This is a genomic window from Alcanivorax jadensis T9 (assembly GCF_000756655.1).
Taxonomy (GTDB): Bacteria; Pseudomonadota; Gammaproteobacteria; order Pseudomonadales; family Alcanivoracaceae; genus Alcanivorax; species Alcanivorax jadensis.
Genome location: NZ_ARXU01000002.1, coordinates 362,610 through 382,298 on the forward strand (window position 1 = coordinate 362,610; position 19,689 = coordinate 382,298).

General features: G+C 59.9%; 19 protein-coding genes. 12 read left to right on the top strand and 7 right to left on the bottom strand.

What is annotated here, in order from left to right:
- Window positions 1–9: 9 nt before the first annotated feature.
- On the bottom strand, window positions 10–2,286 hold the full coding sequence (gene ptsP / locus T9A_RS04125) for a phosphoenolpyruvate--protein phosphotransferase (protein ID WP_035245304.1): 2,277 nt from the start codon (window positions 2,284–2,286) through the stop codon (window positions 10–12).
- A complete protein-coding gene (locus T9A_RS04130) occupies window positions 2,279–2,821 on the bottom strand; it encodes an RNA pyrophosphohydrolase (protein WP_052042471.1) in 543 nt (180 codons plus the stop codon). The genes ptsP and T9A_RS04130 overlap by 8 nt, the downstream gene beginning before the upstream one ends.
- A 202-nt stretch (window positions 2,822–3,023) precedes the next feature.
- Between T9A_RS04130 and T9A_RS04135 the strand changes: the two genes are divergently transcribed.
- Both T9A_RS04135 and T9A_RS04140 read left to right on the top strand, forming a co-directional pair.
- Window positions 3,024–3,677 (top strand): histidinol-phosphatase, encoded by a 654-nt coding sequence (locus T9A_RS04135; RefSeq protein ID WP_035245305.1) that lies wholly within the window; start codon window positions 3,024–3,026, stop codon window positions 3,675–3,677.
- Window positions 3,678–3,703: 26 nt separating this feature from the next.
- Window positions 3,704–4,618 carry a hypothetical protein gene (locus T9A_RS04140; protein ID WP_052042472.1) on the top strand — a complete coding sequence of 305 codons (915 nt, stop codon included), beginning with the start codon at window positions 3,704–3,706 and terminating at the stop codon, window positions 4,616–4,618.
- 206 nt (window positions 4,619–4,824) lie between these two features.
- On the opposite strand, the gene T9A_RS04145 is transcribed toward T9A_RS04140, so the two are convergent.
- Entirely contained in the window at window positions 4,825–5,436 is a 612-nt protein-coding gene (locus T9A_RS04145) for an outer membrane beta-barrel protein (protein ID WP_035245306.1), read from the bottom strand.
- Window positions 5,437–5,660: 224 nt separating this feature from the next.
- Between T9A_RS04145 and T9A_RS04150 the strand changes: the two genes are divergently transcribed.
- The 8 genes from T9A_RS04150 (at window position 5,661) to T9A_RS04185 (ending at window position 13,586) form a co-directional block, all read left to right on the top strand.
- Window positions 5,661–8,135, top strand: a complete 2,475-nt coding sequence (locus tag T9A_RS04150; protein ID WP_035245308.1) for a heavy metal translocating P-type ATPase — start codon at window positions 5,661–5,663, stop codon at window positions 8,133–8,135.
- Entirely contained in the window at window positions 8,132–8,782 is a 651-nt protein-coding gene (locus T9A_RS04155) for a class I SAM-dependent methyltransferase (RefSeq protein WP_035245310.1), read from the top strand. Before T9A_RS04150 ends, T9A_RS04155 begins: the two co-directional genes overlap by 4 nt.
- On the top strand, window positions 8,779–9,141 hold the full coding sequence (locus T9A_RS04160) for a cupredoxin domain-containing protein (protein ID WP_035245311.1): 363 nt from the start codon (window positions 8,779–8,781) through the stop codon (window positions 9,139–9,141). Before T9A_RS04155 ends, T9A_RS04160 begins: the two co-directional genes overlap by 4 nt.
- Before the next feature lie 49 nt (window positions 9,142–9,190).
- On the top strand, window positions 9,191–9,694 hold the full coding sequence (locus T9A_RS04165) for a DUF411 domain-containing protein (protein ID WP_035245313.1): 504 nt from the start codon (window positions 9,191–9,193) through the stop codon (window positions 9,692–9,694).
- A 196-nt stretch (window positions 9,695–9,890) separates the two neighbouring features.
- A complete protein-coding gene (locus tag T9A_RS04170; protein ID WP_035245315.1) occupies window positions 9,891–10,514 on the top strand; it encodes a LysE family translocator in 624 nt (207 codons plus the stop codon).
- A 61-nt stretch (window positions 10,515–10,575) separates the two neighbouring features.
- A complete protein-coding gene (locus T9A_RS04175; protein WP_035245317.1) occupies window positions 10,576–10,935 on the top strand; it encodes a hypothetical protein in 360 nt (119 codons plus the stop codon).
- A gap of 36 nt (window positions 10,936–10,971) precedes the next feature.
- Window positions 10,972–12,852, top strand: a complete 1,881-nt coding sequence (locus T9A_RS04180) for a copper resistance system multicopper oxidase (protein WP_035245319.1) — start codon at window positions 10,972–10,974, stop codon at window positions 12,850–12,852.
- On the top strand, window positions 12,849–13,586 hold the full coding sequence (locus T9A_RS04185) for a copper resistance protein B (RefSeq protein WP_232222000.1): 738 nt from the start codon (window positions 12,849–12,851) through the stop codon (window positions 13,584–13,586). The genes T9A_RS04180 and T9A_RS04185 overlap by 4 nt, the downstream gene beginning before the upstream one ends.
- A gap of 117 nt (window positions 13,587–13,703) precedes the next feature.
- Here T9A_RS04185 and can read toward each other — a convergent pair whose 3' ends face one another.
- A complete protein-coding gene (gene can / locus T9A_RS04190) occupies window positions 13,704–14,351 on the bottom strand; it encodes a carbonate dehydratase (RefSeq protein ID WP_035245321.1) in 648 nt (215 codons plus the stop codon).
- A gap of 109 nt (window positions 14,352–14,460) precedes the next feature.
- Window positions 14,461–15,474: a GTP 3',8-cyclase MoaA gene (gene moaA, locus T9A_RS04195; RefSeq protein WP_035245323.1), complete on the bottom strand. Its 1,014-nt coding sequence runs from the start codon at window positions 15,472–15,474 to the stop codon at window positions 14,461–14,463.
- 274 nt (window positions 15,475–15,748) lie between these two features.
- Here moaA and T9A_RS04200 point away from each other — a divergent pair, with 274 nt between their 5' ends.
- Together T9A_RS04200 and T9A_RS04205 are read left to right on the top strand one after the other, a co-directional pair.
- Window positions 15,749–16,237: an FKBP-type peptidyl-prolyl cis-trans isomerase gene (locus tag T9A_RS04200; RefSeq protein ID WP_035245325.1), complete on the top strand. Its 489-nt coding sequence runs from the start codon at window positions 15,749–15,751 to the stop codon at window positions 16,235–16,237.
- 262 nt (window positions 16,238–16,499) lie between these two features.
- A complete protein-coding gene (locus T9A_RS04205; protein ID WP_035245327.1) occupies window positions 16,500–17,507 on the top strand; it encodes a putative solute-binding protein in 1,008 nt (335 codons plus the stop codon).
- A gap of 50 nt (window positions 17,508–17,557) precedes the next feature.
- Here the strand turns inward: T9A_RS04205 and T9A_RS04210 are convergent, their stop codons facing one another.
- Both T9A_RS04210 and cobO read right to left on the bottom strand, forming a co-directional pair.
- Entirely contained in the window at window positions 17,558–18,985 is a 1,428-nt protein-coding gene (locus tag T9A_RS04210) for a cobyric acid synthase (protein WP_084573389.1), read from the bottom strand.
- Between the two features lie 68 nt (window positions 18,986–19,053).
- Window positions 19,054–19,665, bottom strand: coding sequence for a cob(I)yrinic acid a,c-diamide adenosyltransferase (gene cobO, locus T9A_RS04215; protein WP_035245542.1), 612 nt, complete (start codon window positions 19,663–19,665; stop codon window positions 19,054–19,056).
- Window positions 19,666–19,689 lie beyond the last annotated feature (24 nt).

Genomic DNA, 19,689 nt, shown 5'->3' on the forward strand with positions numbered 1-19,689 from the left:
GCTGTTTCGTCAGACCAGCGCCTTGCGATTGCGCAGCAGCTCGCCCAGCCCAGCCTTGTCCAATTGCAGGTCCACGTAGGCGGCGATGACTTCGCCGTTGTCCATGGCCAGCACTTCGTTGAGCAACTGGCGGGTAAAGCTGGCTTTGACCTGGCGGACGGCGGCTTTCACCTTGAGCAGGTTGGAGGCATTCATGGACAGAGCGTTAACGCCCATGGCCATCAACAGCAACGCCGAGCCCACTTCCCCGGCCATCTCCCCGCACACGGATACCGGCACGCCTTCCTCATGAGCCTGCTCGACCACATGCAAAATGGCATGCAGCACCGCCGGGTGATAGGAGTTGTACAGGGATGCCACCTGACGGTTGTTGCGGTCCACCGCCAACAGGTACTGGGTCAGGTCGTTGGTGCCGATGGACAGAAAGTCGACTCGCTGTGCCAGCGCCCGGGCCTGGTAGACGGCCGCGGGGACTTCGATCATCACCCCCACCTGAGGCATGGCAATGTCGAGGCCTTCATCACGAACTTCCAGCCAGGCACGGTGAATCAGATGCTGGGCTTCTTCCGCCTCGATCACACTGGTGACCATGGGCAGCATGATGCGCAGGTTGTCCAGGCCGTCGCTGGCCTTGAGCATGGCCCGCACCTGCACCATGAAAATTTCCGGGTGATCCAGGGTGACGCGGATACCCCGCCAACCCAGGAAGGGGTTTTCCTCTTCGATGGGGAAATAGCTCAGCGATTTGTCGCCACCGATATCCAGGGTGCGCATGGTCACCGGGTGCGGCGCAAAGGCGGCAAGCTGCTCCCGGTAGATCACCCGCTGCTCCTCTTCAGAAGGAAAGCGGTCGCGGACCATGAAGGGAATTTCCGTGCGATACAGCCCCACCCCTTCGGCACCACGCTCGATGGAGCGGTTGATGTCGGTCATCAGGCCGGTGTTCACCTGCAGGGGAATGCGGACACCGTCCAGGGTTTCTGCCGGTTCATCGCGCAGCTTTTCCAGGCCCGCTTGGAGATTGGCCTCCTCGGCGATGATTTCTTCGAACTGCTCCTTGAGCTCCGGTGAGGCATTGGCCACCACCCGGCCACGGAAACCATCAACGATGATTTCCTTGTCATCCATCTTCTTGAGCGGCAGGTTCTGGGCTCCCACCACGGTGGGGATGCCCATGGCGCGGGCGACGATGGCCATGTGTGAGTTGCGCGAGCCACGGGTCGTCACGATGCCGCGAATCCGCTCGCGGGGAACTTCCATCAGCATGGGCGCGGAAATATCTTCGCCCAACAGAATGCAGTCATCCGGGAACACGATATGCCGGCGGTTCTGGCTCTGCAGTTGCGCCAGTACCCGTCGCCCCAGATCGCGCACATCCGCCGCCCGTTCGCGCAGATAGGGGTCATCCATCATCTCGAAGTTGCGCACGTGGGCATCCACCACGGTGCGCAGGGCCCCCTGGGCCCACTGGCCCTCGCGAATATGCACAATCACTTCGGCGGGTAACGCATGCCGATCCAGCATGCGCAGATAAACATCAAACAACGCCTGCTCTTCGGTCCCCAGGCTCTTGGACGCTCGCTCGGCCAAGTCTCGCACTTCCTGACGTACGCGCACCAGCGCATCATCCAGGCGGGCGATTTCCGCGCTGACATCTTCCACCTGACGATCCGGCACGGCAGACAGATCCGCCGCCGGGAACAACAGCACGCCGAAGCCGATGGCCGCACCAGGGCAGCCGGGCAGACCATCATAAAAACTGGGCAGGTCCGGCCCTCCCGGATCCAGCTGATCGAACAGCACCCCGGAGGCATGGGCGTGGGCAATCACCGCCGACAACTGGGCGGAGATAGTCACCAGAAAGGCTTCTTCACTCTGATCGAAACGGCGCACATCACGCTGCTGCACCACCATCACCCCGAGCACCTTGCCATGATGCATCACCGGCACGCCGAGAAAGGCGTGAAACGGATCTTCGCCGGTTTCCGCCAGGTAATGGAATTTGGGATGGCTGAAGGCATCTTCCAGGTTCACCGGCTCTTCGCGCAGGCCTACCTGACCCACCAGGCCTTCCGACAGCCCCAGACTGACATGACCCACCGCTTCCTGCTTGAGGCCTTCGGATGCCATCAACACATAACGCTGCTCTTCTTCGTGACGTAGATAAATGGAGCACACCTCGGTGCCCATGGCATCACGAACCCGCTTGGCCATCAGGTTCAGCGCGGAGGGGATATCCGCCGCGTTGTTCACTTCCTGGACAATGCGTCGCAGGGTATCAAGCATTGGGGTTGTCTCCCGGTGAAATCCGGTTCTTTTCCTGCTCTTCCCGTTCCCCCTTCAGGGCCGGGGCAAGTTCGCGCAGGGCACGGGCATAAACGCCGCGTTTGAAATGCACTACCTTGCGAATCGGATACCAGTAATTAACCCAGCGCCAGGCCTTGAATTCGGGGCTGTCGCTGGCGAACAGATCAATGGCAGCCTCTTCCGCCGTCAGCCGCAGCAGAAACCACTTCTGCCGCTGACCGATACAATGGGGGCGATTGCGAGGCCGACGTAGAAAACGGCGCGGCAGACGATAGGTCAGCCACCCTTCGGTACTGGCAACAATCTCAACGTGTTCAGGACGCAGACCGACCTCTTCTTCCAGCTCGCGAAAAAGCGTTTCCTCCGGGGTTTCTCCGGGCATCATGCCCCCCTGGGGAAATTGCCAGGCATCACGGTTACCTACCCGTCGACCCCAGAATACCCGGCCATCCTCGCCGGCAATGATGATCCCGACGTTCAGCCGGAATCCCTTGTCATCAATAATGCCTGTCATGGTGTCTCTACGAGCCGGCACACCATTGCCGACTCTGGCTCCTTGTTGGCCCATTAAACCTTGCCGGGCAACCCGCAATCAATGCACAACCGTGCAACATCTGGTCCAGAAACGCAGTCAGCAAGGCTCTATACCGCCCCGCAGCTCCCTATAACTTGTCATTCGCTTCGCATAAAATGTGCCGTTCATGTAAGGAGAGGCCATGACGCTCGCAATTTTTGACCTGGATAACACCCTGATCGCCGGCGATTCCGACCACTTGTGGGGGGACTGGCTGGTAGAAAAAGGCATTGTCGACCAGCAGCATTACAAGGACACCAACGACCAATTCTACGTGGATTACCAGAACGGCCGTCTGGACATCATGGCTTACCTGCGTTTTTCCCTGAAAGTGCTGGCCGAGCATGACATGGCACAGCTGCATTTCTGGCGTGAGCAGTTCCTGGCGGAAACACTGGAGACCATGTGGCTGCCCAAGGCCGAGAGTCTTCTGCAAAAGCACCGGGACCAGGGCCATACCCTGATGATCATCACCGCCACCAACGATTTCGTCACCGCACCACTGGCGGACCGCCTGGGCGTGGATCACCTGATCGCCACCGTGGCCGAGTGCAAGCGCGAGCGCTATACCGGTAACGTGGCCGGCACACCCAGCTACCGGGACGGCAAGGTGGAACGGCTGGCAGAATGGCTGCGCACCAACGACGAAACACTGGCCGGCAGCTGGTTCTACAGCGACTCCCACAACGACCTGCCGTTACTCAGAAAAGTGGACAACCCGGTGGCGGTGGATCCGGATGCCACCCTGGACCGGGAAGCACGGGAACAAGGCTGGCCAGTCATCAGCCTGCGCTGAGACTCATAAAAAGGGGAAGGGGAACCATGCGTTATTTTCTGGCCGCGCTGCTGGCACTGGCGTTAAGCGGCTGCGACAACAACACACCGGAACCGGAATCGGCGCCGGGCGAAGTCACTGATATGTCGGCCGCCGTGGCAGATATTCCCGCCACCGACTGGCAGAACAACGCGGACCAGACCTTCCAGAATGGTGCCGCCGCCTGGCAACAGGCTATGAACGATTTCGAACAGAACCGTGAGCAGGCGCAACTGGACGCGCTGCGTGAGCAGCTGGAAAGCTGGTATGCCGCCTTTGTGGATCACTACCTGCTCGCTGCCAGCCGGGCCTGCCAGCTCAATCAACAGGAATTGCTCAACCGCATGGATACTTGGCCGCTCTACCCCGGCTACCTGGATGCCCTGCCGGAATGGCCCGAGTCCGGGTTGATCAGTGATCCCTATCTGGAAATGACGCGTAAATCCCTGCGCACCCAGCACGGCGCCACCGATGCCAGCGAAGCCAGCCTGGGCTTTGCCGCCCTGTTTGTGGCACTCAATGGCACCGAAGAAACCCCCAAGGCACTGCCCCTGCTGGCCGGCGATGACGAGATCGCCCTGCGTCGGCGAGAGTATCTTCAGCTTGCCACCGAGCTGCTGCTGACCGATGCCAAACTGCTATCCGTGGAGGCGCCCCTTGATTCACAGGCCCTGAAATGCGGCCTGGAACACACCCTGGCTCGCGACGCCCGCAAAGCCAGCACCGACCTGGAAGCGGAAGGCCTGTTTATCCCGGCAACCGTGCGCGAAGTGAATGCGGAACGGTTGTTGAAGGGTGTGCGCAATATGGATCAGACCGCACTGGAAGCCTGGGCAGAAAAAGCGCCGGGCATTGAGGAGGCCCTAGCAGCATCGAAAAAAGAAGGCCCTGACGCGCTGGCAACCTGGCTGAATCAGCCCTGAAAGAGTAAAACCTTTGTAGGAGCGGCGCTTGAGCCGCGAACCGAGCGAAGCGAGGGGGAACAGATTCACCAGCGTTTTCGCAAGCAGGTTCGCGGCTCAAGCGCCGCTCCTACAAATGCAATCAACACAGGGCAACACGCGGGCCCCAGTCACAAAAAAAGCCCGTCGGATTTTCACCCGGCGGGCTTTTTTTGTGCTGAACGCTATTAGAAGTTGTAGCGGCCAAACACACCGTAGGTATCACGGTCGCCACCGACAACAACGCGGGCGCCCAGATCCACCACCGGGGTCAGCTTGAACAGACCCTGGCCGTAAACCCCCAGATCATCGTCGTACAGATCCATGTAGGTCAGGCCACCGGACAGTTCCAGCTGTTCAGTAGTGGCATGACGCAGACCACCACGCAGCTCGAAACCGATCTCGTCATCGGAATTGCCCGGATCAAAATCACGGTCATCGTAGATGATGTCGGCAGTCGTCACGAAGTCCAGGCCCCGCTGCAACGGCGTGTGGAAGCCGGCACCTGCGGAAAGGCGAGTGCCATCCACATCACCATCACGGAACGGACCAAAATCATAATCACCGTCAAAGAAGCCCAGGCTGCCACGCAGGAAGATGTGCTCGTCGAGGGCAAATGAGCCCTCTGCGGTCAGCGCATCCACGTCCACATCGTTATCCAGATCCCAACGATCATAGGCCAGCTGGCCGTAGGTGTAGGAAAAACCGTTATCACGGACCATGGACGTCCGCTGCTCAGCCATGGCCGGTGCAGCAACAGCCAGGGCAATTCCTGACACAAGCAAAGTTTTCTTAAACATAGAAAAGGTCCTCTCAATATTGATAAACGGCATCAATGTGCTGGTACTGTAGTGGTGATATGGAGTCGCCGGCGCACGAACAGTTCCGCCTTTTTGACAGTTTTATAAAAATTTTCAATGCCGCCGGCAACTTATAGCACAGGGTTGACCTTGGGGTTACCCTGAAGTTTGACAATCTGTGACGACAGGAATGGTTACGCCCACACCGGCCAAAGGAGATCCTGATGCAGACACAGAGGTTCGATATTCAGGGCGCCAGCTGCCAGAGCTGCGTCCGCAAGATTCGCGAGGCGCTGTCCGCCATCGCAGGCATCGACGATGTGCAGGTGGATCTGGATGCCCAGCAGGTGACCGTCACCGGCACCGCCGACAGTGCCGACGTGCAGGCCGCCCTGGCCAAGGCGGGTTATGCCGTCGAAGACACGCCGCCTCACACTGCATCAGCATCGCCCGCCAGCACCGATCAGGAACAGCAGCTTGCCATTACCGGTGCCACCTGCGCCGCCTGCGTACGCACCATCGAAAACGCCCTGCGCAACACCGCGGGGGTCAACCAGGCACAGATGAACTTTGCCGACCGCACCGCCAGAGTCAGCGGCACGGCGGATACCCAATCCCTGATCGACGCAGTAGAGAAGGCGGGCTATGGCGCCAGCCCAGTGGACGACAACGATGATGATGGCGCCCGCGAACAACAGGAGCAGCAACACTATCGCCGCCTGCTGCGTCATACCTGGCTGGGCCTGGGGCTGGGCGTACCGCTGATGGCCTGGGGACTGCTGGGCGGCAACATGATGGTTCAACCCGGCACCGCCAGTCAGTGGATCTGGCTGGCTATCGGCCTGCTGACCCTGGCGGTGCTGGCCACCGCCGGGCGCCATTTCTTTGTCGGTGCCTGGAAGGCGTTTCGCAATCACAACGCCAACATGGATACCCTGATTGCTCTGGGCACCGGTGCCGCCTGGCTCTACTCCATGGCCGTGGTACTGATTCCCGCGGCGCTCCCGGAAGCCGCCCGCCATGTGTACTTCGAAGCCAGTGCCATGATCATCGGCCTGATCAACCTGGGCCAGGCCCTGGAAGTGCGGGCCCGGGGCAAAACCAGCGAAGCGGTAAAACGGCTACTGGACCTGGGCGCCAAAACCGCCCGGGTGGTTCGCGACGGCCCGAATCACGAAAAAAGGGAGCAGGACATCCCGGTGGAGCAGGTGCAGACCGATGACATCCTGCGCGTACGCCCCGGGGAAAAAATTGCCGTGGACGGCATCGTCGAAGAAGGCGAAAGCCGCCTGGATGAGTCCATGCTCACCGGCGAACCCATGCCGGTGAGCAAGACCATCGGTGATACGGTCAGCGCCGGCACCCTGAACGAAGGAGGCACCTTGCTCTACCGGGCCACCGCCGTGGGCAAGGACACCGCCCTGTCACGCATCGTGGCGCTGGTGAAAAAGGCCCAGGGCAGCAAGCCGCCCATCGGTCGCCTGGCCGACGACGTCTCCGCCGTCTTCGTTCCCACCATCATGCTGATCGCCGTGGTCGCTGCCATGGCCTGGTTCAATTTGGGGCCGGAGCCGCGTATCACCCACATGCTGATCAGCGCCACCACGGTACTGATCATTGCCTGCCCCTGCGCGCTGGGGCTGGCCACGCCCATGTCGGTGATGGTCGGCGTCGGCAAGGCCGCCGAGCACGGCATTCTGATTCGTGAAGGTGACGCCCTGCAGACCAGCAGCAAGCTGGACACCATTGTCCTCGACAAGACCGGCACCATCACCGAAGGCAAACCGGCGCTCACCGATATTCTCTGCGCCGAGGGTCAGCAGGAAGACCACCTGCTGCAACTGGCCGCCAGCCTGGAAAGCGGCTCCGAGCATCCGCTGGCCCGCGCCATTCTAGAAGCCGCTCAACAACGTGACATCAGCCCGGACCGGGCCGACAATTTCCATGCCCTCAACGGCAAGGGCGTCAGCGCCACCCTGAACGGCAAATCATACCGGCTCGGCAACCGCCGCTGGCTGGAAAGCGAAGGGATTACGGCCAACCTGGACAGCAGCTCGCTCACCGAGCGTGGCGCCACCCCCCTGTTCCTGGCTGAGGGAAATACCCTGCTGGGTATCCTCGGCGTGGCCGATCGCATCAAGGAAGACTCCCGGGACGCCATTGCCCGCCTGAAGGACCAAGGCCTCACTGTGGTGATGATTACCGGTGATATTCAGGCCAGTGCCGATGCCATCGCCAAACAGGTGGGCGTGGACCAGGTGATGGCGGAGGTGCTGCCCGAGGACAAGGCGAAAAAAGTGAAAGCGCTGCAGGATAAGGGCCGCATCGTGGCCATGGTTGGCGACGGCATCAACGATGCCCCGGCGCTGGCCCAGGCGGATGTGGGCTTTGCCATCGGCACTGGCACCGACGTGGCGATCGAATCCGCCGCCATCACCCTGATGGGCGGCTCCCTGCACGGTGTCGCCGATGCCATGGCGATCTCATCGGCCACGGTACGCAACATCAAGCAAAACCTGTTCGGTGCCTTTATCTACAACAGCCTTGGCGTGCCAGTGGCTGCCGGGGTGCTCTACCCCCTCACCGGCAGTCTGCTCAGCCCGGTGATTGCCGGCGCCGCCATGTCGCTCAGCTCGGTGACCGTGGTCAGCAATGCCAACCGGTTGCGACTGTTCAAACCCCAGCGAGGTAAGTCATGACGCCAGAACAACTGGCCGCCCAGCTGCGCTGCCCCAGCGGCGATGACGGCGCTCAGGTCGCCGACAACATGAATCAGCATAACCAGCCGATCATCGCGGCCAGCTACCAGGCGTTAGCGCCGTCCGCCGGCGACCATATCGTGGAAGTGGGCCCCGGCACGGCAGGCCATCTACCGGACCTGCTGGCCATGGCGGACGATCTGCACTACACCGGTCTGGATCTGTCCGCGGATATGGTCAGCGCTGCCGGGGCCCTCCATGGCCACCGGCAACAGGTGCGTTTCCTGCAAGGCGATCTGCACAATCCTCCCCTGCCCGAGGGCAGCGCGGACCATCTGGTCGCCATCAATGTAGTCTACTTCTGGAACCCGCTGCGGCCGGCGTTAAATGCCATTCGCAAACTGCTACGCCCTGGCGGCAAGCTTTGTCTGGGCCTGCGCGACAGAAACAGCATGGCCACCATGCCGGTTTTTCAACACGGCTTTGTCACCTATGAAGGGCCGGATCTGCAACAGGCGTTGGCCACTGCGGGATTTGTCGACGTACAGCAACAGGTGGTTCCGGAACAAAGTATCAACGTTATGGGCCAGGTCATGCACAAGACCGGCCTGGTCATCACCGCCCGCAACCCGGAGGTCGTACCATGACACTGCTGATCAATCTTGCCGGCCTGCTACTGATGGTGGGGATCGTCTGGTGGTTCTGGCTGTCCAAATCCACAACACAGAGCCAGAACGTCAGCGATCAGGGCACCACCATCGTGGTCGCCGACGGCGTCTACAGCCCGGCCACCCTGCGCGCCAAAGCCGGGGAGACGCTGACCCTGCACTTCGACCGACGGGACCCCTCCCCCTGCGCCGAGCAGGTGGTGTTCCACGGGCTCGACGTGAGCGAGTTTCTGGAAACGGGTACCATTACCACCGTGACCCTGAACAATCCGCCCGCCGGCGAATACCGTTTCACCTGCCAGATGCAGATGTATCAGGGCAGATTGATTGTAAGCTGACGCTGGCAGGCCCCACGCAACACGCCATACGCATGGAAGAGGAAACACGATGAAAGTATTTGCGGCATTTCTGCTGGCTTTTCTGGTAGCCGCCTGTGGCGATGATGGGCCGCCCCAGCCCCAGGCCACCGAAGCGGCCCCTGCGGCCACTGAAGAAGCCAAAACCGCCAGCACCGACAAGGTGATGGAAGTGTACAAATCGCCCACCTGTGGCTGCTGTGGCGCCTGGGTGGATCACATGAAAGACAATGGCTACCAAGTGGTCGTCCACGAACAGCAGAACCTGCAATCCATCAAGGAAAAGGCCGGCATCCTCCCGGGGCAGGGCTCCTGTCATACCGCCTTTATTGGCGACTACGTCATCGAAGGTCATGTGCCCGCCAGCGACGTGGACCGTCTGCTCGCCGAGCGACCCGATGCCAAAGGGCTTACCGTCCCCGGCATGCCCGTCGGCTCCCCCGGCATGGAAATGGGCGACCGCAAAGATGCCTATGATGTGCTGTTGTTCGATGAAGACGGCACCCAGGTCTTCAGCCACCATCCCGGCAACTGATCCCCCTGTAGGAGCAACTCTCGAGGTGCGAACCCGAGCTCAGGCGAGGTAAATTTATCTGGTAACGTCAAACCTGTTAACCGGTTAGCACCTCAAGGGGTGCTCCTACAGGGGCTTCGTAGCCCACTTGTCGGCTCTTCAACCTGTCACACCAACCCGTTACAGTCTCTCCCTTTTGCGTGTAACGAGATACTGAATGCTCCCTCTTCACGACTGGCTACTGTTGGCCAGCGTCTGCGCCCTGGGTGCCATGGCGCCCGGCATCAGCCTGGCGGTGATCACCCGCCACACCCTCCATGGCGGCCCCCGAGCCGGGGCCATCGCCGGGGTTACCCATGCCCTGGGAATCGGTATCTGGGCCACCGCCACCGTCACCGGGCTGGCGGTATTGTTTCACCGCTACCCGTCACTGGAATTATTCTTCAGCCTGAGTGGCGCCCTCTTCCTGCTGTGGATGGCATGGAAAAGCTGGCAGGCGGGCAAGCAACCGCTGGCGCCCATGGATGCCTCCAGCCAATTCAACGTCCTGCACGGCGCCGCCCGCGACGGCTTTCTGGTGGCGTTCCTGAATCCGAAAGTGGCCCTGTTTTTCCTGGCCCTGTTCAGCCAGTTCCTGCAAACGGACATGGCCCAGGCCGCCCGCATCCAGATGGTGCTGACCTCCATGTTCATCGATGGCGGCTGGTATGTGCTGGTGGCCCTATTACTGGGTCGCAGCCGTTTTCTACCCTGGCTGCGCGCCCACCATCACTGGGTGGAAAAAGGCACCGCCGTGTTGCTGGTCGTTATCGCCGCCAGCGTGGTGTGGCAGGTGGCGTGACGTCAGGCATGCGTCAATTCCCCTTTGACCTTGGGGTAACCCGCAGGTTAATAATGGTTCCATGAAACGATATCTGCGCCTCGATTACCGGTCCTTGCTGGCCGGCCTGCTCGCCACCCTGATGCTGGTGGTGACGAGCAATTTGTCGGCGCAGGTTTCCGTGGGCCATCTGGATAGCGCTCCACAGACCCACTGCCATCACCATGCCGAGATGGCACAGCCCGACCATGGCGACAGCCAGCACTGCCCCCAGGATGACGGTTGCCAGTGCCTGACCCTGTGCCAGATCAGTGCCACCACCGTCGCCCTGTTCAGCGGGCAGACGGATATCCCCGAGCACCCCTGGCACCCCAGCCTGGAGACCCGCCTTCACGATGGCATCCACCACCTGCCGTTACGGCCACCGTCCCTGACTGTTTGAGTTCGCTGTTCCACTCAAACAATCAGGAGATCCATCATGAAAACCGCACCCCCGTTTTCCCTGCCACGACGCCGTTTCGTGCAGGGCCTGGCGCTCGGAGCCACTGGTCTGGGGCTGGGTCTGACATCCGCCCAGCTGCTGGCCCGTCAGGGCCACACCGGCGCCCCCACGCTTACCGGTGACACCTTCCACCTGACTCTGGGTGGCGCCGACGTCAACATCACCGGCAAGACCCGCCCGGCAACCACCATCAATGGCATCGTCCCCGGCCCCACCCTGCGCTGGCGCGAAGGCGACACCGTCACACTCAAGGTCACCAACCTGCTGCCGGAAACCAGCTCCATCCACTGGCATGGCCTGCTGCTGCCGTTTGAAATGGACGGCGTACCGGGGCTGTCATTTGATGGCATCAAACCGGGAGAAACCTTTACCTACCGCTTTCCGATCAAGCAGAACGGCACCTACTGGTATCACAGCCATTCCGGCTTTCAGGAACAGACCGGACTCTACGGTTCCATCATCATTGATCCGAAAAACCCGGAGCCCCATGCCGCGGACAGGGACCAGGTCATCGTGTTGTCAGACTGGAGTGACGAGGACCCGAACCACATCTTCGCCACCCTGAAAAAGCTCAGCCACTACTACAATTTCAACGAACGCACCGTGTTCGACACCCTGCGCGATTTCCGCCACAAGGGCGTGATCCAGACCCTCAAGGATCGCCATATGTGGAACACCATGCGCATGAGCGACCGGGACCTGGCCGACGTGACCGGTTACACCTACACCTACCTGATGAATGGCCAGAGCCCCAACGGCAACTGGACCTGCCAGTTCAATCCGGGGGAACGCCTCCGCCTGCGCTTTATCAACGCCAGCGCCATGACCTTCTTCGATATCCGCATTCCCGGCCTGGACATGACCGTGATCGCCATGGATGGCCAGCCGGTCAAACCGGTGCCCTTCCACGAGGTGCGCCTGGGCGTGGCTGAAACTCTGGATGTGATCGTGGAACCCAAAGCGAATCAGGCCTACACCCTGTTTGCCCAGAGTATCGACCGCAGCGGCTTTGCCCGTGGCACCCTGACACCCGACCCGGCCATGGCCGCGCCGGTGCCGGAGATGGACCCGCCGCCGCTGTTGGGCCATACCGAGATGGGCATGGGTGCCATGCAACACGGCGACGGCCATGCAGGCATGGACCATGACAGCATAACGATGAGCAGCATGGATCACGGCCAGATGGACCATGGGCAGATGAATCACAACATGGACGGCACGAATCACGCCGACGCCGTTCCCTTTGCGGAAGATCCAGACAACCCGGACCTGCCGCCCAGAAACAGTGCCACCGAGCATGCTGCCACTGAATACGGCCCCGGCGTGGACATGCGCGCCATGGCCCCCGGGGCGATGCTCGCCGACCCGGGTATCGGCCTGCGCGACCGGGGCTGGAAAGTACTCACCTATGCGGACATGGAAACTGAGGACGGCCCACCAGACAGCCTGCACCCGGACCGGGAAATTGTGCTGCACCTGACCGGCAACATGTCCCGCTACATGTGGAGCTTCAACGGTATTCCATTTGCCGATGCCGTACCGCTGGAGCTGTATCACAACGAACGGGTTCGCATCACCCTGGTCAACGACACCATGATGACCCACCCCATCCACCTGCATGGGCTGTGGAGTGATCTGGAAGTGGGCAATGGCAAGCTGCTGCGCAAACACACCGTCACCGTGAAACCCGGTGAAAAACTCAGCTACCTGGTGCGCGCCGACACCCTGGGCCGCTGGGCCTATCACTGCCATCTGCTCTACCACATGGACGCGGGCATGTTCCGGGAAGTCCGCGTGGTCGACGCTCCAACGGACGGCGACCACTCACACCATGGCACTCACGGGGAGGACGCATGATGAAAACATCGACCTTTCTGCTCAGCGCCCTGACAGCCATGACCGTCGCCACGCCGGCCTGGTCCATGAGCGAACACCCGCCCCGCTTCAGCAAAGTGCTGGTGGACCAGCTTGAGCTGCGTGACAGTGACGAAGGCACGGTGCTGGGCTGGGATGCCAACGCCTGGTATGGCGGCGACCTGAACAAGCTTTACCTGTCCACGGAAGGCGAACGGCTGATGGACCCGGAACACCACGACGAAGACGCCAGCACGGAAAGCGCCGAAACACGACTCGCCTGGAGCCATGCCTTCGCCCCCTACTGGGACTGGCAACTGGGCTGGCGCCGGGACTGGCAACCGGACAATCCCAACCGGGACTGGGCCAGCCTGGGCATTCAGGGCCTGGCGCCCTACTGGTTCGAGCTCGACGGCCAATTATTCCTGGGTGAAGACAACCTCAGCGAATTGCGTCTGGAAGCGGAATACGAGCTGATGCTGAGCCAGCGTCTGGCGCTGGTGCCGGAGGTGGAAGCCAGCTTTTACGGCAAGGACGATGACGACCTGGGGATCGGCGACGGTCTGGTCGCCATTGAATCCGGCCTGCGGCTGCGCTACGAAATCCGTCGGGAGCTGGCCCCCTACATCGGCGTGCACTGGGAAAAACAGTACGGTGATACCGCCGACAGAACGCGGGCGGCGGGTGGTGATCCGGAGGAAGCATCGCTGGTGGCCGGGATCCATTTCTGGTTCTGAAAAACGCGAAGGCAGCAATCTTGCGTAGGGTGCCACTGAGCCTGAGGCGAACTGCACCGTTGGTTGGTGGTGGTTGGTGCAGATCGCCTCAGGCTCAGTGGCACCCTACAGGACCCCTTATGCCGAGGTGTTGTCGTATTCCTCGTTTTCCAGAACCCGCAGTTCCTTGTTGTTCTGGATCTGGATATCCAGGTCACGCAGGCGGCCATCGCCGATACCGTAAATCCAGCCATGGATCGTCAGTGGCTGATCGCGGCGCCAGGCTTCCTGAACCACGGTAGTGTTGGACACATTGATCACCTGACGCGCCACATTCAGTTCGCACATGCGATCCAGTTGGGCCTTGTCATCCGGCAGCTTGACCAGGTGCTTGCGGTTACGCAGATACAGCTCACGCACCTGCCGCAGCCAATTGTCGATCAGGCCATGGGGTACATCTTCCATGGAAGCCTTTACCCCGCCGCAGCCATAGTGGCCCACCACCATGATGTGCTTCACCTTCAACACGTCTACGGCAAATTGCAGCACCGACAGCAGGTTCAGGTCGGTGTGGTTCACCAGATTGGCCACATTGCGATGCACGAACAGCTCACCGGGCATCAGCCCGACCACCTCATTGGCGGGCACGCGGGAATCCGCGCAGCCAATCCACAAATACTGTGGGCTCTGCTGCTCGCCCAGCGCCTTGAAGAACCCAGGATGCTCCTCCTCGATGTCATGACGCCACTGCTCGTTGTTGGTAAAGAGTTCAGGAAGGGATTTCATGGTCTCTCGCTTGGTTACGCATTCACGCTACACGCAGCATATTTGCACGCTACATACTAAAGGCTTTCTGGAGCATCTCCTCTGCCTTGAAGGGGGACGAAGGCGGCGACTAACCACCGGTCATATTCATGAACCGTACCAGTTGCTCGCCCGGTGCCAGATTGAAGTCGTGCCGCTCCGGTTTGATGGCCATGGCATCAATGATTGCCTGACGCAGGGGGGCATCCTCCGTGGGGTGCGCCCGCAGTACTGCCCGCAGGTCCACACTGTGCTCGTGCCCCAGGCACAGAAGCATACGGCCCTCGGCGGTAATTCGCACCCGATTACACAAATGGCAAAAGTTTTGTGAGTGGGGAGAGATAAACCCGATGCGGCTGTCACTGCCCGGCACCTGCCAGTAGCGGGAGGGCCCGCCGGTTTTGTCCGCCATGGGCACCAGGGTCAGGCGCTCAGAGAGCTGATCCCGTAACGCTTCGGAGGAGACAAACTCCAGCGCCCGATCATGTTCACTGATGGCCCCCAGGGGCATTTCCTCGATAAAGGAGATATCCAGCCCCCGCGCCAGGGCGAAATCCACCAGTGCCGGCACCTCATCCTGATTGCGTCCGCGCAGGATCACGCTGTTCAGCTTGATACGGCGGAAACCGGCCCGGCGGGCCGCCTCGATCCCCGCCAGAACCTTGCTCAAATCGCCGGTGCGCGTGAGGGCCCGAAACCGCTGCGGATCCAGGGAATCCAGGCTGATATTGAGCCGATCCAGCCCACCGGCCTTCAATTCACCGGCAAAACGGCCCAGTCCGGCGCCGTTGGTGGTCATATTCAGTTCATCCAGACCCGGAAGTGCACCAAGACCACGCACCAGATGCGCCACGTTACGGCGCACCAACGGCTCGCCACCGGTAAGTCGGATTCGCCTTACCCCCAGCGACACCAGAACCCGCCCCAGCCGCCCCATCTCCTCCAGAGTCAGTACCTGGGCCCGGGGCACAAAGGTCATATCCTCCGCCATGCAGTACACACAGCGGAAATCACAGCGATCCGTCACCGACAGCCGCACATAGTCGATAGTGCGGCCGAAACGGTCCTGCAGTAGCGGATTGTCAGTGAAAGTGTCAGTGGCCATGGCGGTACTGTAGCAAATGCGGGGCCAAGCCGGGGAACCAGCGCTTACTCGGGCAATAACCTCCCGGTTCCGCCCTCCTGTGGAGCCCTTCGTGGCTCCCCAGCCCCTGATGGCTACCCCACGCCCGTCGGCCGGGACTGGCTCCGGTTGGTCAGGCCCTTGTCGGTCTTGTTAGAATGTTCGCCGACCTGAATGCGGGGCGCTGCCGGACCATGAAACGCCATGTCCGCCATACCCCCTTCATTCCGAATTCATCTACCCCTAAAGGGTTTCCATGCAAATTTCAGAAAACTCCGTAGTGTCTATCCACTACACGCTCACTAACAAAACCGGCGAGACCATTGATTCTTCTATCGAGCGTGGCGAGCCCCTGGCCTACCTGCACGGCGCTGGCAACATCATCCCCGGCCTGGAAAACGCCCTGGTGGGCAAGGCTGCCGGTGACAAGCTGGACGTAACCGTCACCCCGGAAGAAGGCTATGGCGAGCGTCACGAGCAGCTGATCCAGCAAGTGCCGAAAACCGCCTTCGAAGGCAACGAAGAGAATCTGCAGCCGGGCATGCAGTTCCAGGCTCAGACTGAAGCAGGTCCTCGCATCTTCACCATCACTGCTGTGGAAGGTGAGGAAGTGACCGTTGATGGCAACCACCCGCTGGCAGGTGAAACCCTGAACTTCGCCGTGGAAGTCACCGAGGTGCGTGAAGCCTCCGACGAAGAGAAAGAACACGGCCACGTACACGGCCCGGAAGGTCACGACCACTAAGGTCTGCACCTCCCGCAAAAAAGGCGCCTCTGGCGCCTTTTTTATTGTCCCTTGCTCCCCCAAGACTAACCTGACAGTGAAAGCAAGGTGAAAATCTTGCCGTTTTCTCCCTTCTTTTTTAACAAAATGACTCCCTGGCCCGGCTTACTTCAGCTTCTTGTTGTGGATTGTGCACAATTTTGTAAAGCCATATTGAATGTATACTCAGCGCCCAAATAGGATCGATGCTCTTTGATATTTCTGTGTTTCACGGGAGAGCGTCATGCGCTACATAACGATACTAATTCTTTCCGCTTTGCTTTCGAGTATTTCCCTTTCCGCTCATGCGCTGGAAAAACGAAAATTCTGTGTTTTCGACATCATCGGCGCCAACGGCGACATCTATAACATCATGAAGGACTACAAGACCGCCGCCGTTGCATGGGGCGTGGATGTGGAACTGAAACCCTTCACCGATGAAAAGATCGCTGCTGAAGACCTGAAAGCCGGGCAATGCGATGCAGCGGTTCTTACCGGTATTCGCGGCCGCCAGTTCAACAGCTTCACCGGCAGCATGGATTCCATTGGCGCCATCCCCAGCTACGACGCGATGAAAACAGTCATTTCCGTCATTGCCAGCAACACGCCATCCATCAACAAACAGATGATTTCCGGCCCCTATGAAGTGGGCGGTGTTGTTCCCATGGGTGCTGCCTTTCTTTTTCTGAAAGATCAGGAATTGGATACCGTTGAAGAGCTTTCAGGCAAATCCATTGCGGTGCTTGAATATGACAGTGCCCAGGCAAGCATGGCATCCCGGGTGGGCATGTCACCGGTGATGTCAGACATCACCAACTTTTCTACCCGCTTCAATAATGGTTCTGTAGATATCTGTTTTGCACCGATCATGGGCTTCTCTGCGCTCGAGCTATACAAGGGCATGGCGCCGGATGGCGGCATCCTGGATTACACCCTCGGCCAGCTCAGTGCCCAGATCATTCTCAAGAAGGACAAGTTCCCGGCAGATTATGCCCAGCAGTCCCGGGAATTCATGTATGGCCAATTTGACCGTGCCATGCGCCTGATTGAGAACGCCAGCAACGAAGTTGATGATAAGTGGTGGATCCGGATCCCGGACGCGGACAAGTTGCGCTACGACGAGATGATGCGTGAAGCCCGCGTCGCTCTGACTGAGGACGGCGTCTACGACAAGTCGATGATGGGCCTGCTCAGAAAGGTTCGCTGCAAGCTGGAACCGACACGGGCGGAATGCGTTAACCCGATGGAATAATGTATCTCGAGCCGGGAGGAGCTCTCCCGGCCCTGTCTTTCAGGACTACCTCACAGCACGGATAGCAGTCTCTCTGTATCCAGATGCTCCTCGATCAAATCTGCCAGCCTATCCAGATCCTTCTGTCGATGATCATCGTAATCCACCGCCCGCTCACCACGAAGTCCCGCCCATTGCAGTATCCCGTTGCAGGCCTCGGCACGATCGAACAGGCCATGTAGGTAACAGCCCATGACCTGACCATCGTCGCTGATGGCGCCCTCGTTACGTTCTCCCAATTGCAGCATGGGCCGCAACAACGCCGATCCTTCACTAACGCCGCTGTGAATCTCATAGCCATGAATGGCAGTATCAGCAGGGAGAAAAACGCCCTGTACATTACGCAGCTGCTTGCCGGCAATCAGCCGTGTGGTCATGGCCAACCAACCCAGGCCAGTACTACTGCCGGCATTGCTTTCCAGCCCGTCAGGATCGTCAACCCGGTCCCCCAACATCTGAAAGCCCCCACAGATACCCAGCAGCTTGCCGCCGTAACGCAGATGTTTTTCGATCTGCGAGTCCCAGCCCTGCTCACGCAGGAAGGCCAGATCGGCGCGGGTCGCCTTGCTGCCGGGCAGAATCACCAGGTCCGCCGCCGGCCAGGTATCACCCATTTTCACAAAGCGAAGGTCCACCTGGGGATGCAGGCGCAAGGGGTCGAAATCATTGTGATTGCTCATGCGCGGCAGCAACGGCACCACCACCTTGAGCGAACCACTGTCATGATCTCCCTGCTCGGCCACCGCGTCTTCCGCATCCAGGGTCAGGCCATGCAGATAGGGCAGCACGCCAAATACCGGTTTGCCGGTGCGCTCCTCCAACCAGTTCAGGCCACCCTGCAATAGAGACAGATCACCACGAAACCGGTTGATGACAAAGCCCAGGGTGCGTTGCTGCTCTGTGTCGGAGAGAAGCGCCAGTGTTCCGGTGAGATGGGCAAACACGCCGCCGCGATCAATATCCGCCACCAGAATCACCGGGCAATCCACCATTTCGGCAAAGCCCATATTGGCGATATCGTTTTCACGCAGATTGATTTCCGCCGGGCTGCCCGCCCCTTCGGCAATAATCACCTCATAGCGGTTCGACAGATCCGTCCAGGCCGCCAGCACCGCCTCACGAGCGGTGTCCTTGTAGGCGTGATAATCCAGCGCCTGCATGTTGCCCAGTACCTGGCCACGGAGTATCACCTGGGCGCCCATATCGGTCTGCGGCTTTAGCAGCACCGGATTCATATCACTGTGCGGCTCAATCCCGCAGGCCAACGCCTGCAATGCCGTAGAACGACCAATCTCCCCGCCGTCCACAGTTACCGCACTGTTCAACGCCATATTCTGCGGCTTGAACGGCGCCACCGAATACCCGCGCTGCGCAAACCACCGACACAACGCAGCAACAACCGTACTTTTCCCGGCGTCGGAGGTGCACCCCTGAACCATCAGCGTTATCGACGAACGACCAGCCATCGTTTTATTTTCGCTATTAACTATTCACTGTTAACTATTCACTAAAGTTCAACGCCCTTCTGCGCCTTTACCCCAAGATCCGTGAACGCATGCTTCACCACCTTCATCTCGGTGACGGTGTCGGCGAGTTCAATCAGTTCCTTTGGTGCATAGCGACCAGTGACAACGGCGTGCTGCATGGCGGGGCGGTTTTGCAGATCGTCGAGCACGGTATCCAGATCCAGATACTCGTAACGCAACGCAATGTTCAGTTCATCCAGCAACACCATGTGATAGCTGTCGTCCTGCAACATTTTTTTGGCGATATCCCAGGCAGCACTGGCGGCAGCCACATCCTTTTCCCGGTCCTGGGTATCCCAGGTATACCCCTCGCCCATGACGTGATAATCCACGTTGGGCAGATCACGAAAAAAGGCTTCCTCGCCGGTACTGAACGCGCCTTTGATAAACTGCACCACCCCCACCTTCATGCCATGCCCCAGAGCACGGGCCAGCATACCGAACCCGGAACTGCTCTTGCCCTTGCCGGGCCCGGTGAGCACCAACAGGATGCCTTGATCCTTGTCCGCATTGGCAATCCGCTCACGCATGATTTGCTGTTTCTTTTCCATCCGCCAGGCATGACGCTCAGGACTTTTAGGATCCGGTTTCATACTGTTTCCCATTTTTTGGTTCTT